Origin of the sequence: Arthrobacter sp. 92 (genome assembly GCF_050260325.1) — a bacterium.
Lineage (GTDB): Bacteria > Actinomycetota > Actinomycetes > Actinomycetales > Micrococcaceae > Arthrobacter.
In genome coordinates this window covers 3408758-3422253 of the sequence record NZ_CP189863.1, presented here as the reverse complement: position 1 = coordinate 3422253, position 13496 = coordinate 3408758, and the positions used below count along the sequence as shown (strand labels likewise).

Sequence of the window (13496 nt, the reverse complement as noted above, 5' to 3'; positions counted from 1 at the left end):
GCGCCATGATCTTCCTGGATGCCGCGGCCACCACGCCGGTCCGCCGTGAAGTGCTCGAGGCCATGTGGCCCTTCCTTACCGGCGAATTCGGGAACCCCTCAAGCCATCATTCGTTGGGAGACGCGGCGGCCCGGGCACTCACTGAAGCGCGGCAGGTGGTCGCCGCAGCACTGAATTGCCGACCCGGGGAGGTTACCTTCACCTCGGGCGGCACGGAGGCGGACAACCTTGCGGTCAAGGGGCTTGCCTTGGCCCGCCAGGCGGTGAACCCTGCCCTGAACCGGGTGGCCGTCAGTGCAATCGAGCATCCCGCGGTGGAGGAATCCGCCCGGTACCTCGAACGTTTCCATGGGTTTGCCGTCGACATCATTCCCGTGGATGGCTACGGACGTGTCACCCCGGAGGCCCTGGCGGCCGTGCTCACGCCCGAAACGGCCCTTGCCAGCGTGATGTACGCGAACAACGAGATCGGCACCATCCAGCCCATCAGGCAACTCGCCGCCCTGGCCCGCGAACGCGGCATTCCGTTCCACACCGACGCCGTTCAGGCCGCGGGCTGGCTGCCGCTGGACACAAAATCGCTCGGGGTGGACGCCATGAGTATTTCGGGGCACAAGCTGGGGGCGCCGAAGGGCAACGGGGCGCTGTTCGTGCGTGGCCGGACCCGGGTTGAGCCGCTGATGCACGGAGGCGGCCAGGAGCGGGGACGGCGTTCCGGAACCGAAAACGTGGCCGGAGCCGTTGCGCTGGCCACCGCACTGGCCACCGTGGCCACCGCGCAGCCAACCGCATCGGGATTCACCCGACCTGGTCAACAGCCGACGGCGGAGGGCCAGGGGGCGCCTGCCGTGCCCGGGCACGCGGCCCGGGTCTCCGGACTGCGCGACGCGTTCATCCGCGACATCCTTGCAGGGGTTCCCGGCGCGTTGCTGACCGGGCATCCCGCCGAGCGCCTGCCGTCGGTGGCGTCGTTCTGCTTCCCGGGCACCAGCGGGGAATCGGTTCTCCTGGAACTTGAGCGGCAGGGGATTATCTGCTCCAGCGGATCGGCCTGCGCCGCGGGGTCGGACGCGCCGTCCCCCGTGCTGATGGCACTCGGCATCGATCCGGAGATTGCACAGACCGCCGTGCGGTTCAGCTTTGATTCGACTATCAGCGCGCAGGAGTTGGTGGAGGTAGCGGGAGCCGTGCGGACCGCCGTGGCCAGCGTTCAGGCGCTCAGCGGTGCCTGGCGCGCCTAAAGATCCAGTGCCGCAACAGGGTGAACCGCACGGCGGTGGCCAGGAATCCGGAGAGCGTGGTGGTCCACAGCTCGTCCGACACGGTCGCGGCCGGATTCAACCAGTGCAGCACCCCTAGGCTTCCTCCCGTGATGACAAGCGCGATGACAATGACAATAAGGCCGCTGAGGTGGTCCTTCGCGAGCTTGCGCCGCTCGGTGATCTTGAAGGTCAGACGCCGGTTGAGGGCGGTGTTCATGACCGAGGTGATGATGAGAGCGGAAGCATTGGACGGCTGCGAGCCGATCCATGGCCGGAACAGGGCGTACAGGGCCAGGGAGGTCAGGGTGCACACAACCCCCACGCCGGTGAACCTCAGCAGCTGCCGGACTGCCGGGAAACGGAGGACTCCCCGGTAGTGCCGGGTGGCCGGCGGGCTGCGTACTTTGGTGTCGGGAGTGCTCCGCTGCGTCAACGGGGCCGGTGGCGCAGCAGGTGATTCCATGGGTCAAGCCTGACACATGAGGCTGTGGAATCCGGTCAGGCGGTTGCTGTCACCGGATTGGTGAGCTCGCCGATCCCCTCAACCCGGCAGGTGACAGTGTCCCCGACCTCAAGCCGCCTGCACTCGGCCGGAAAACCGGTCAGCACCAGATCGCCCGGGTAAAGGGTCATGAAGGACGTGATGTACACCAGGATTTCCGCCACGTTCCAGCCCAGGTCCGCCGAGCTGGCAGCGGCGAGTTCCCTGCCGTTATGCACGATGCCAATGGCCAGTGCGGCGGGGTCCAGTTCCGTGACGATCCAGGGTCCCGCCGGTGTGAATGTGTCCTGGCTTTTGGCGCTGATCCACAGTTCGTCGGACTTTTGCCGGTCGCGTCCGGTGACGTCATTGCCCACCGTAAATCCGAGGACGGCGGACCGCGCGTTCTCCAACGTCAGGCCACGGGCCTTGCTTCCCACCACGACGGCGAGCTCCGCTTCCGGGTCCACATGGCCCACCCCCGGGGCAAGCTCGATCGCATCGCCCGGGCCGATCACACTGGTGGCTGCCTTGTGGAAGGCCTGGGGCGGAAGCGCCCGGCCCTGCTGCCCGGTGTTGTGTGCCATGCCCAGGACATTCGCCGGAACACTGGGCGCAAGGAACGTGAACATGTTTTCGGCCACCGTGGCGCCGGATTCCCAGCCCGGCCGCGGCGCGCTGTTGGCATTGGCCGGCGATCCGGGGAACGGCGTGGCCGTTACGGTCCACAGTTTCCCGGCCGCGCTTGCGAAGTCCGGGGCGCTGTTGGAGACGAAAAACTGTTCGCTGGCCGTGGTTGGCTGCAGGGGCCGGACGCGGGCGATGCGGCGGGCATTCACGGGGGTCATCATTGGCGGGACGTCCTTTGCGGCCGGACTCAGTACAGCTCGCCGACCGGAATGTCCACGGCCAGGCGGTTCGCGGGACCGGCCAGGGGGCAGGCCCATGCTTCGTTGTAGGCGCATGAGGGGTTGTAGGCAAAGTTGAAGTCCAGAATGAATTCCGCGTCCGGCCCGGAACCGCGAACCCCGTGGAAGGCGCCCTTGATGGTGTCCAGCAGGTAGCGGCCGGCACCGTAGCTGCCCCCCGGCTGCCCCGCGGTGGCGTCCCGGAACGGCACAAAGATGCCGCCGCCGTAGCCGTGCAGTTTCCACACGGCCAATTGACCCATCTCCGGCAGGTCGAATGTGCCGAGGCGGATGAAATGCACCAGGCCGTCGGTCCCCGTTTCGACGTTCATTTCACGTCCGGCGCCCTCCTTGGTGAGCCGGACGTGGAACCTGTAGATGGGGTCGTAATCGGCGGTGCGCAGTCCGCTGAATGTGGCCTTGTCAGCTGCGGTCAAGGGGGAAGCCGGGTGGGTCGCGAACATCCGGTCCCGTTCATGGCGCCAGTACGAGTGGGCCTCGGCGGGGTTGTCCGCGGCAATCTTGCGAACAGTGTCGTACATGGCAAACGTCCGCAGCCGCCAATCTGCGATGTCCAGGGCCGAGATGTGCTCCACGCTGTCCTGGGCTGCGTCAAAATGCTGTTCCGCCATGCCCCCAGCGTATCCCGCTTTGCCGCCACGAAGTCCCGCCGACCCGGACACCGCGGCGTCAGCATGCATCCCCGGGCGAAACGCTGACGCCGGCGCTCCCCGCACGGCGGCGGCGCGGCTACGCTGGGCTCATGACTGGGATGGGAATATCCGGCAGGGTCCGCCTCGCGGCGGCATTGATGGCCGCGGCCGCAGCCCTGGCGGGCTGTGGCACCGACGGCAAGGGTGGGCCCGCATGGACCGCGGGCAGCAGCCCGTCCGGCACTGCGGCGGCCTCACCGTCCGCCACGGGCCCCGCGGGCTCAGCAAGTCCCGCGGGTTCCACGCCGGGCGCCACCTCCGGAACGACTGCCCCAGGGACAGAGTCCCCGTCCACCGGTGCAACGGCGTCGGCGTGGAAGGTCTTTACGGATCCGGGCAAGAGCGTCAGCTTCGATCTCCCGCAGGAGTGGATTGCGCAGTCTGTCACCCCTGATCAAGGGACGCTTCCCGGGGCTGTGAAGGTGGAGGTCAAGGATGCGAAGGGAGCCTATCTGGCGACCCTGCAGACTGGACTGCCCTCACCGGCGTCGACAGCGTGCGCCGAGGCCGACAAGAAATCCTATGTGGTCATAAGCAGCGTGCCCCTGGAGTTGCCGCACCGGGAAGGGGACGGGCTGATCTCCCCGCACGTGGTGTTCCGGGTGATCCACGGCTATAAGTTCTTTGGCTCCTACGGCATTACCAATGTGGTGGGCGGTGCCGACGGAAAAGCGTGCTCGCTGCTGAACATTGTCCGTGGCCCGGAGGGCAAGGGCGACTATTCCTTCGGCGACCTCACGGCGCTGAAGGCGTTCGCCGCCGATGAAAAGGTGGCGCCGGCAAAGTCCTTTGACACGCTGGACCAGGCGGCAAAATACGTGAACGAGGGCTCGGAATTCGCCAACGTCCAGCGGATGCTAATGTCTCTGAAGATCAAAAGTTAGTCCGTCACCCGCCTCCATATCCAGCCGGCCGGTGCCAAGGGACTGTTCTGCCGCTACCTCACACCCCGGAGATACATGGAACGCAGCGTGGCCGCCCGGCTCGTCTTCAAAACGGTCGCGGAAACCAAAGTGGCATTGGCGGTCTCTGTCGCCAGGAACCCTGGCTACACCTCGTTGGAGGAATCACTCTCCGTGACCTCAGGAGGGGAACAGGTTCCCGTTACCGAGCTGCACGACCACCACGGCGGCCGGTTCCACTACATGGAATTTGCCGAGCCAGCAGAGGTGACTGTTGACTATGCCGCCACAGTCACAGGGGTTGCCACCCCGGAGGTGCCCAACCTCATGGAACTGATCCGCTACGTCCGTCCCAGCCGGTACGCGGAGTCTGACCGGCTGCTGCCCACCGCCTATGCGGAGTTCGGCGGAATCCATGGCGAGGAACTGCTCCACGCCGTCCGTAACTGGGTCTCCAGCGAACTGCGCTACGTCAGCGGGTCCTCCCGGGGCACCGACGGCGCCGTGGAGACCCTGCTGAACCGGCGGGGGGTGTGCCGCGATTTCGCCCATCTGGCCATCTCGCTGCTGCGCTCCAAGGACATTCCGGCCAGGCTGGTGGCGGTCTACGCGCCCGGGCTGGCACCCATGGACTTCCATGCGGTGGCCGAGGCCCACCTCAACGGGGGCTGGTACGTCATTGACCCCACCGGCCTCGCCCCGCGCGAGAGCATGCTAAGGATCACCGCAGGCCGGGATTCGTCCGACACGGCGTTTCTCTCCACGGTGGGGGGAAACCTGTCCCTGAAGGAGCTGAAGGTCACCGCTGTGGTAAACGGGGACCTGCCGCTGGAAGATCCGGCTGCCCTCGTAGCGCTCCAGTAGCCCGGCCCAAAGCACTTTCCGCCGGATCCCTGCTAGCGCGGGGAAGCCACCGAGCGGCGCAGCTTCTGGGTCAGACGCAGTAGTTCCCGCTGTTCCTCGGGAGTCAGGGCCGGGTTGATCAGCGTGGAGATGTCCCGCACGTGCTCGCGGCCGATCTGCTTCTGGAGTTCCCGGCCCGCGTCCGTGAGCTTCAGGAGGACCCCGCGCCCATCATCCGGTGCCGGCATCCGCTCCACAAGCCCGCGCTTCTCCAGCCGCTCCACGAGCCTGCTGAGGCTCGACTGGCTCAGCAGGACGTTGTCGTTCAATTCGTTGAGGCGGAGCCAGCCCGAAGGGCAGCGCGAGAGCGTGAACAGGACGTCATACTCGTTGAGCGCGAGGGCCTTGAAAGCCGGCCCGGACTGCAGCCGGCGCATCACCGCCACCTGGGCGCGGAACAGGGATTCCCAGGTTTCGGCGGCAAGGCGGACCGGTGATTCGGCTGGTTTGCCAGACATCAGGCTTCCCTGGCGGCCGGCTCGCTGAGGGCGGGTTCCCGCACCTGTGCGGCCAGCTTTGCGGCCACTCGGCCGGCATGGGTGGGCGGGTCCGGCACGTGGGCCGGTTTCAGCGCGGCATACTCCTTGCGGAGTACCGGGAGGACCTCTTCGCCGAACAGGTCAAGCTGCTCCAGCACGGTCTTCAGCGGCAGGCCGGCGTGGTCGATCAGGAAAAGCTGGCGCTGGTAGTCGCCGAAGTACTCGCGGAAGGTCAGCGTCTTTTCGATGACTTCCTGCGGACTGCCCACGGTCAGCGGCGTCTGCGAGGTGAAGTCCTCCAGTGAGGGCCCGTGGCCGTACACCGGGGCGTTGTCGAAGTACGGGCGGAACTCCTTGACCGCGTCCTGTGAGTTCTTCCGCATGAAGAACTGGCCGCCGAGGCCTACGATCGCCTGGTCCGCCTTGCCGTGGCCGTAGTGCTCGTAGCGTTCGCGGTACAGGCCGATCAGCTGCTGGTAGTGCTCCTTGGGCCAGAAGATGTTGTTCGCGAAGAAGCCGTCGCCATAGTAGGCGGCCACTTCCGCGATCTGTGGGGTGCGGATGGAGCCGTGCCACACGAAGGGGGCGACGCCGTCGAGCGGGCGCGGAGTGGAGGTGAAGTTCTGCAGCGGGGTGCGGTGTTTGCCCGACCAGTTGACGGTGTCCTCGTCCCAGAGGCGGCGCAGCAGGCTGTAGTTCTCGATGGCCAGTTCAATACCGTCCTGGATGTTCTTGCCGAACCAGGGGTAGACGGGGGCGGTGTTGCCGCGGCCCAGCACCAGGTCCACGCGGCCGTCGGCCAGGTGCTGAAGCATGGCGAAGTCCTCCGCGATTTTCACCGGGTCGTTGGTGGTGATCAGCGTGGTGGCCGTGGAAAGGGTGATGTGCTCGGTCTGCGCGGCAATGTACGCGAGCGTGGTGGTGGGGGAGGAGGAGAAAAAGGGCGGGTTGTGGTGCTCGCCGATGGCATAGACGTCCATTCCGATCTCTTCGACCTTTTTGGCGATTGCCACCGACGCCTTAATGCGCTCGTGCTCCGTGGGGGTGCGGCCCGTGGTGGGGTCGGGGGTGATGTCGCTGACGCTGAATACGCCGATCTGCATGATGTGCCTTTCCGAGTGCCGAACTGCTCCGGGTCTGATTCGAGTATATCCGATTTACATGCATTTGCATCTATCGGTGAATATAACGTCAGCCCCGCGCTTTTATTCCACTCGGATCGGCGTGGGCCGCTCTGCTACTCGGGGTCGCCGGGGGCGGCGCGGCGCCCGCTGACCTTGGGGACCATGCCCGTGGTCCAATCGCGGAACTCGGCATCGACATCGTCGCCCTCGGCGAACGCCGGGCGATCCTGCATGGCCCGCAGGAGCGCCTTCTTTTCCCGCCGTCCTTCCACCAGCCGGTACAGCACAGGAACCAGCACGAGGGTCAGCGCTGTCGAGGAAATCAGGCCGCCGATCACCACGATGGCCAGGGGCTGGGAGATGAATCCGCCGCCCCCGGTCAGTCCCAGGGCCATGGGCGTCAAGGCGAAGACAGTCGCCAGTGCGGTCATCAGGATGGGGCGCAGGCGCTGACGGGCGCCGTGGGTGATGGCATCCGCAACGTTCATGCCGGGAAGCCCGTTGCGCGGCTGACGGTACTGGTTGATGAGATCGATCAGCACGATCGCATTGGTCACCACGATCCCCACCAGCATCAGCATGCCAATGAGTGAGGGCAGGCCCAGCGGAACTCCGGTCAGCAGGAGCAACGCGATGGCCCCGGTCGCGGCGAACGGAACGGAAACCAGCAGGATCAGCGGCTGGATCAGGGACTTGAAGGCGGCCACCATGATCACGTAGACGATCGCGATGGCTGCCAGCAGCGCGAGCCCCAGCTGCCGGAACGAGTCAGCCTGCTGGGTGGTGGCGCCGCCAATTTCGGCCGTAACGCCGGCCGGCAGCTCCACGGACTTCAACCGGTTCTGCACCTCGGTGCTCACGGCCCCCAGGTTGGAGCCCGACGGCGTCACGGAGACCCGCGCGGTCCGCTGGCCGTTGCTGGCAGTGATGGACACCGGAACGTCCACCTGCTCCACGGAAGCGATGCTCCCCAGCGGCACGGCACCGGTGGCCGACGGCAGCGGGATGTTCCGCACGGCGGCAACGCTTGTAAACCGGGTTCCCTCACCGATCTGAACCGGAAAATCATCGGTGTCGATGCGCACCTTTCCAGCCGGCAGCGGGCTGACGGTCGAGGCCAGGACCCCTGCCACCTGCTCCTCATTCAGCCCGGCCGCCACTGCCTTGGCACGGTCCACCTTGACCTGAACCACAGGCTGGCTGGCGGCCAGGTTCGTGGCCACCTCGGTGCTGCCGGGGACACCGTCCATGGCCTTGACCATGGCATCACTCGCGGCCTTAAGGTCCGCGGAGTTGGCTGCCTTGAGCGTGATGTCCACCGTGGACGTGGTACCGAAGCCGCCTTGCTGGGATCCGACGGAGATCTTGCCGGCATCAGCGAGTTGGGACAGCTCGTTCCGGACGGTGTCCTGAAGTTTGGCCTGGTTGGCCTTTTCCTCGGTGACAACGGTGAAGGAGGAGTTGGAGGCCCCGCTGGAGGTGAGGGCAGTGAAGCCGGTTTGCGCGTTGCCCGAGGTAACCTGGACGTCCTTGACGCCGTCGATGCCACGCAGCACGCTCTCCACCTTCGTGGCGGCGGCGCTCGTGTCTGCCAGGCTTGTGCCGGCTGGCATTACCTGGCGAACCGTCATGCTGTTCTCGCCGGAGCGGCCCAGCAGGTCCGTGGCCAGCAGCGGGGACATCGCGGCGGTGCCGCCCAGGACCAGCACCGCAGCGATCAGCGTTACCACCGGGTGCCTCTGGGTCTTGGTCAGGATGGGCAAGTAGGCGCGCTGCAGCCGGCTGCGCTGCTCGGCCTCGTGCGCCCTGGCCGCGGTTTCCGCCGCGGAGGTGCCCCGGGCGCCGGCTCCGGCCGCGGGTGTCTTCAGGAACCAGTACGCCAGGACGGGAACAATCGTCAGCGAGACCAGCAGCGAGGAGATCAGGGCGATGGTCACGGTGAGCGCGAACGGACGGAAAAGCTCTCCCGCCAGCTCTCCCACGAAGGCGATGGGCAGGAAAACGGCCACCGTGGTCAGGGTCGATGCGGTGATGGCGCCGGCCACCTCCCGGATGGATGTGAGGATCGCGGCGAGCTTGGCTTCCCCATAGCTCAGGTGGCGTTTGATGTTCTCGATCACCACGATCGAATCGTCCACCACGCGCCCGATCGCGATGGTGAGTGCGCCCAGGGTAAGGATGTTCAGTGAGTACCCGGTGCCGGATAAGCCGATGAACGTGATCAGCAGGGACAGCGGGATGGACACGGCGGTGACCAGCGTTGACCGGACGGACATGAGGAACAACAGGATCACGGCCACGGCGAATCCGAGCCCCAGCAGGCCTTCGGTGGCCAGGTCCCGGATGGACTTTTCAATGAACGGAGCCTGGTCGAAGACCGGGGTGAACTTGGCGTTGGAGCCCAGCTCGGCCTCGAGTTGGGGGATGGCGTCCTTCACCGCGTGCGAGATCGCCACTGTATCGCCCTCGGGTTTCTTCGTCACCGAGAGGGCCAGCGTTTCCTTGCCGTTGGTCCGGGTAATGGAGGTGCGGGCATCGTCTTTGATGCTGACGTCGGCCACGGTGCCGATGGTGGCGCCGTCTTTGGCACCGCTCAGCGGCAGGGCCTTGACCGCGTCCAGGGAGTCCACGGGGCTGCCGATCTGCAGCGAGAGCGTCTTGCCCTGCTCCTCGATGGTGCCGGCCGGAATCAGAGCGCCGTTGTTCTTCAAGGCGTTGCTGATGGACTGGACGGAGGCACCCTTGGCGGCCATGACGTCCGGGCGCGGGAGGATCTGGATGTGCTGGGTGGCGCCGCCGGTAACGTCGGCGCCACGGACGCCGTCGAGCTTCTGCAGCCGCGGGACGCTGAGACGCTGGAGGTCGGCGTTCAGCTCGCTGAGCGGCTTGTCCGACGAAACCGCCAGGAAAACGATGGGGAAGTCACTGATGCTGCCGGCGATTGCCTGCGGTTGCACATCTGTTGGCAGTGTCCGCTTGGCGTTGGAGATGGCGCGGTCGATCTGGTTCCGTGCGCGGTCCAGATTCGAACCATAGGTGAACGCCAGGGTGATCTGGGAAACGCCGTTGCGGGAAGTTGAGGACGTCGACTCCAGCCCCTCGACGCCGTTCAGCGCAGTCTCGAGGGGTCCACTGACCTGCTTGTCCACAACTTCCGGCGACGCGCCCGGCATCGCCGAGATGACCGTAATCTGCGGAAACTCGATCGAGGGGATGAGTTCCTGCTTCAGCGAGGACATCGTGATCACGCCGAACACCGAAGCAAAAACGGTGATCAGCGCGATCAGGGCCCTGTTTGCCAGCGAAAGTTTTGCCAGCCGATACATCTCATGGTCTCCTGTTGGGGCTAACGGACTTGGGGATGAATGTGGTGCCGTAACCCGTACAGGGCATCAGCTGGAGGGCGCGTCCACCTTGGCCAGCTGGAGCGCTTTGGTAGTCTCCGCTTCGAGCTGCATGGCCAGCTCGGGGTTGTCGTTGAGCTTGATGCCGTAGCCGGGCATCATCTCCTTGAGCTTGGACTGCCAGCCCTTGAAGTTCTTCGGGAAGGACTTCTGAAGCAGTTCGATCATGATCGGAACCGCGGTGGACGCGCCCGGTGAAGCGCCCAGGAGCGCACCGATCGAGCCGTCGCGGGCCGCGATCACCTCGGTCCCGAACTGCAGCACGCCGCCCTTCTTCGGATCCTTCTTGATGATCTGCACGCGCTGGCCGGCGGTAATGAGTTCCCAGTCGCCGTCCTTTGCCTCCGGGTAGTACTCGCGGAGAGCCTCCACCTTGTCGCTGTGGCGCTTGGCCACTTCCTTCACCAAGTACGCGGTGAGGTCCATGTTGTCCTTGGCTACCGCGAGCATGGGGATGATGTTGCTGGGGCGGATGGAGAGCGGCAGGTCCAGGTAGGAGCCGTGCTTGAGGAAGTTGGTGGAGAACCCGGCGTACGGGCCGAAGAGCAGGGAGCGCTTGCCGCCCACAAAACGGGTGTCGAGGTGGGGGACCGACATTGGCGGGGCACCCACCGAAGCCTGTCCATAGACCTTGGCGCTGTGTTGTGAGGCGAGGCTCTCATCGGTGCAGCGGAAGAACTGGCCGGAGACGGGGAACCCGCCATAGCCCTTGCTCTCGGGGATCCCGGAGGCCTGCAGCAGATGCAGGGCGCCGCCACCGGCACCAACGAAAACAAACTTTGCACGGATGTTGCCGTGCTCGCCGGAGCGCTTGTGCTTCAAAGACAGGTCCCAGCCGCCGTCGGACGCGCGTTGGATACCGGAAACGTCGTGGCCGTAATTGATCTCCACGCCGTTGTTGCCCAGGTAGGTGGTGAGCTCGCGGGTCAGGGCGCCGAAGTCGACGTCGGTTCCCTCTGCGGCGCGGGTCGCGGCGATGTGCTGCTGGGGGTCACGGCCCTTGACGATCAGCGGCGCCCACTTGGCGATCTGGGCGTGGTCCTCGGAGTACTCCATGCTGTGGAAGAGCGGGTTTGGCTTGAGGGCCTCGTAGCGGGTCCGGAGGAACTTGGTGTTCGCGTCGCCGATCACAAAGCTCATGTGCGGAACGGTGTTGATGAAGCCCTTGGGGGAGCCGATCAGGGAGTTGGTCACCAGGTGGGACCAGAACTGCCGCGACAGCTGGAACTGTTCGTTGATGTGCAGCGCCTTGGACGGGTCCACGGAGCCGTCCTTGGCCGCGGGGGAGTAATTAAGCTCACACAGTGCTGCATGCCCCGTGCCGGCGTTGTTCCACGGCCCGGAGCTTTCCAAACCGGCTTCATCAAGGCGCTCAAACAGCGAGATGGTCCAGTTGGGCTCGAGCTGCTTGATGAATGCACCCAGCGTGGCGCTCATGATCCCGCCGCCAATCAGGACGACGTCGGCGTGTTGGGTCTTGGAAATGAAAGTCACATCGGTCTCCGATAGCAGCGGCTCTGGCTGTCACAGAATATCCCCGAGCACGCTACTAACTGAAATTGGGGCAGTCCGTCAAGGTTTTAGTTCCACCTTTGTGAAAACTTCGTTTAATACCGGTGACGCGGGGTACTTCAGGACCCGGTCGGACAGGGCCAGCGCCGAGATGGGGAAGGCGATGGGCACCGCGGGGACCGAGGAGGCGATCTGGGCATTGATCGTCTGGTACTGCTCCGTCCGTTCCTTCCCGTCCGGGAGGCCGCGGGCGCGGGCGATCTTGGAAAAGACCTGCGGGTCCTGGTAGCCGAATTCCCCGGTCTTTTCGCCGAACAGCGGACCAACGAAGTTGTCCGGGTCGGAGTAGGACCCGTTCCAGCCCAGCAGGTGCAGGGCGTGGTCCCCCGGCGACTGCACCTTTTGCAGGTAACCGTCCGTCCACTCGATGGGGACCGGCTTAATGTTCAGGCCCACGGCTGTCAGTTCTTTGCTGATTTCGGCGTAGATTTTCTCCGGCGTTGGGAGGTAGGGCCTGGTGACGTTCAGGGGGTAGTAGAACTTCAGCTCCTCGCCCTTGTAGCCGGCCTCTTCCAAGAGCGCCTTCGCCTTGGCGGGATCATGCCCCAGTGCCGGCGCATTGTTGTTGAATCCGCTGAGTTTTGGGGGAACGAATTGTGTGGCCTGGGCCGTGTTGTCGATGAAGAACTTGCGGATCAGGGTCTCTTTGTCCACCGCCAGTTCGATGGCCTGCCTGACCTTGATGTTCTGCAGGATGGGCACGTCCTGGTTCATGCCCAGATACATGACGGAGAACGGATCGCGCTGGATAATCTGCTTCCCTCGCTTGACCAGTTGGTCGAAGTTTCCCGCCGTCACCGCGTCGTAGCCATCGATCTTCCCGTCGAGGAGGGCCTGGACCCTGGCCTGGGGCTGATCGTAGGTGATGAAGTTGATGGTTCCGATCTGCCCTTTATCGCCCCAATAATTCTTGTTGCTGACCAGGGTGACGCTGGACTTATCCCAGGAACTGAAGGTGTAAGGTCCGGTGCCCACCGGATGAAGGGCGTAGGCCGAGACCGCCTGGCCGTCGCGCTTCTGGGTCAGCTCGTCGGCCTTTTGCGTGGCCATTGCCTGCGGGGATGACATGGCGAAGGCCGGCAGGGTCAGGGCCTGGAGGAATCCGGTGAACGGCTGGGTGAGCTCTATCCGGACGCTGGTGGCGGACTGCGCGGTGCAGCTCTTGTAGATGGACAGCGAGGCCTGGTCCGCGTGGGCCTTGAAGACGCCCTTGAATGAGCTGCCGGGCGCCTGTTTCCGGAGACTTTCCGGGAAGTTGAACCAGCGGTTGAAGTTTGTGCACACCGCCGCGGCGTCGAAGGGGGTTCCGTCCTGGAAGGTCACGGCGTCGCGGAGCTTGAACGTGTAGGCCCGGCCGTCGTCGCCCTGATTCCACTCAGTGGCCAGCAGGGGAGTGGGCTGGCCGGTGGTCTGGTCAACGCCAACGAGCCCTTCGAGGACCTGGCGGGTGATCCGATAGGACTCCACGTCCGAGACCAATGCCGGATCAAGGCCCAGCGGCTGCGCGGCCGTGCCGAAGTTGAAGATGGCGTGCGGGGCGGAAGTGGCCGAGCCTGCCGGAGCGGTGGACGTGGAGGCTGCTGGATCGGCCGTCCCGGTGCACGAAACGAGCAGCAACGAGAGGAGCCCTGCTCCAATACTGAACGCGATCCGGCGCGGTTTTCTGCTTGGCACTCGAATATCACCTTTGAACGGCAGGATGCTGGCAGGCTGCGGATCCGGTCCCCAACCGCTTTCCAGTCTAATTG

Annotated in this window: 11 protein-coding genes; 3 read left to right on the top strand and 8 right to left on the bottom strand. The window is 65.2% G+C overall.

Features of this window, described 5'->3' with window-relative positions; genetic code table 11:
* Positions 1-5 precede the first annotated feature (5 nt).
* The gene (locus ACP4XC_RS15895) at positions 6-1241 is read left to right on the top strand and encodes a cysteine desulfurase family protein (protein ID WP_427171306.1); all 1236 of its coding nucleotides are present in this window, start codon (positions 6-8) and stop codon (positions 1239-1241) included.
* Here ACP4XC_RS15895 and ACP4XC_RS15890 read toward each other — a convergent pair.
* The 3 genes from ACP4XC_RS15890 to ACP4XC_RS15880 are packed head-to-tail and all read right to left on the bottom strand — an operon-like array spanning position 1219 to position 3283.
* Entirely contained in the window at positions 1219-1725 is a 507-nt protein-coding gene (locus ACP4XC_RS15890) for a GtrA family protein (RefSeq protein WP_427171305.1), read from the bottom strand. The two genes, ACP4XC_RS15895 and ACP4XC_RS15890, sit on opposite strands and share 23 nt — an antisense overlap.
* Before the next feature lie 35 nt (positions 1726-1760).
* Positions 1761-2591 (bottom strand): fumarylacetoacetate hydrolase family protein, encoded by an 831-nt coding sequence (locus ACP4XC_RS15885; protein WP_427175131.1) that lies wholly within the window; start codon positions 2589-2591, stop codon positions 1761-1763.
* Positions 2592-2620: 29 nt separating this feature from the next.
* Positions 2621-3283 carry a DUF1684 domain-containing protein gene (locus tag ACP4XC_RS15880; protein ID WP_427171303.1) on the bottom strand — a complete coding sequence of 221 codons (663 nt, stop codon included), beginning with the start codon at positions 3281-3283 and terminating at the stop codon, positions 2621-2623.
* A gap of 131 nt (positions 3284-3414) precedes the next feature.
* Here ACP4XC_RS15880 and ACP4XC_RS15875 point away from each other — a divergent pair, with 131 nt between their 5' ends.
* Entirely contained in the window at positions 3415-4248 is an 834-nt protein-coding gene (locus ACP4XC_RS15875; RefSeq protein WP_427171301.1) for a hypothetical protein, read from the top strand.
* A gap of 75 nt (positions 4249-4323) precedes the next feature.
* Positions 4324-5130, top strand: coding sequence for a transglutaminase-like domain-containing protein (locus ACP4XC_RS15870; RefSeq protein WP_427171299.1), 807 nt, complete (start codon positions 4324-4326; stop codon positions 5128-5130).
* A 32-nt stretch (positions 5131-5162) separates the two neighbouring features.
* Here the strand turns inward: ACP4XC_RS15870 and ACP4XC_RS15865 are convergent, their stop codons facing one another.
* From ACP4XC_RS15865 to ACP4XC_RS15845, 5 genes are all read right to left on the bottom strand, one after another.
* Entirely contained in the window at positions 5163-5627 is a 465-nt protein-coding gene (locus ACP4XC_RS15865; RefSeq protein ID WP_427171297.1) for a MarR family winged helix-turn-helix transcriptional regulator, read from the bottom strand.
* Positions 5627-6751, bottom strand: coding sequence for an LLM class flavin-dependent oxidoreductase (locus ACP4XC_RS15860; protein WP_427171295.1), 1125 nt, complete (start codon positions 6749-6751; stop codon positions 5627-5629). Before ACP4XC_RS15860 ends, ACP4XC_RS15865 begins: the two co-directional genes overlap by 1 nt.
* A 134-nt stretch (positions 6752-6885) precedes the next feature.
* The gene (locus tag ACP4XC_RS15855) at positions 6886-10098 is read right to left on the bottom strand and encodes an efflux RND transporter permease subunit (protein WP_427171293.1); all 3213 of its coding nucleotides are present in this window, start codon (positions 10096-10098) and stop codon (positions 6886-6888) included.
* A gap of 66 nt (positions 10099-10164) precedes the next feature.
* Positions 10165-11670, bottom strand: a complete 1506-nt coding sequence (locus ACP4XC_RS15850; RefSeq protein ID WP_427171291.1) for a malate:quinone oxidoreductase — start codon at positions 11668-11670, stop codon at positions 10165-10167.
* A 78-nt stretch (positions 11671-11748) separates the two neighbouring features.
* Positions 11749-13422 (bottom strand): ABC transporter substrate-binding protein, encoded by a 1674-nt coding sequence (locus ACP4XC_RS15845; RefSeq protein ID WP_427171289.1) that lies wholly within the window; start codon positions 13420-13422, stop codon positions 11749-11751.
* Between the last annotated feature and the right edge of the window lie 74 nt (positions 13423-13496).

What these genes read in the sequence shown, in the direction of transcription:
- ACP4XC_RS15885 (WP_427175131.1), bottom strand. Translation starts at nt 2,591, where the DNA reads ATGACCCCCGTGAATGCCCGCCGCATCGCCCGCGTCCGGCCCCTGCAG.
- ACP4XC_RS15880 (WP_427171303.1), bottom strand. Translation starts at nt 3,283, where the DNA reads ATGGCGGAACAGCATTTTGACGCAGCCCAGGACAGCGTGGAGCACATC.
- ACP4XC_RS15895 (WP_427171306.1), top strand. Translation starts at nt 6, where the DNA reads ATGATCTTCCTGGATGCCGCGGCCACCACGCCGGTCCGCCGTGAAGTG.
- ACP4XC_RS15890 (WP_427171305.1), bottom strand. Translation starts at nt 1,725, where the DNA reads ATGGAATCACCTGCTGCGCCACCGGCCCCGTTGACGCAGCGGAGCACT.
- ACP4XC_RS15855 (WP_427171293.1), bottom strand. Translation starts at nt 10,098, where the DNA reads ATGTATCGGCTGGCAAAACTTTCGCTGGCAAACAGGGCCCTGATCGCG.
- ACP4XC_RS15865 (WP_427171297.1), bottom strand. Translation starts at nt 5,627, where the DNA reads ATGTCTGGCAAACCAGCCGAATCACCGGTCCGCCTTGCCGCCGAAACC.
- ACP4XC_RS15870 (WP_427171299.1), top strand. Translation starts at nt 4,324, where the DNA reads ATGGAACGCAGCGTGGCCGCCCGGCTCGTCTTCAAAACGGTCGCGGAA.
- ACP4XC_RS15875 (WP_427171301.1), top strand. Translation starts at nt 3,415, where the DNA reads ATGACTGGGATGGGAATATCCGGCAGGGTCCGCCTCGCGGCGGCATTG.
- ACP4XC_RS15860 (WP_427171295.1), bottom strand. Translation starts at nt 6,751, where the DNA reads ATGCAGATCGGCGTATTCAGCGTCAGCGACATCACCCCCGACCCCACC.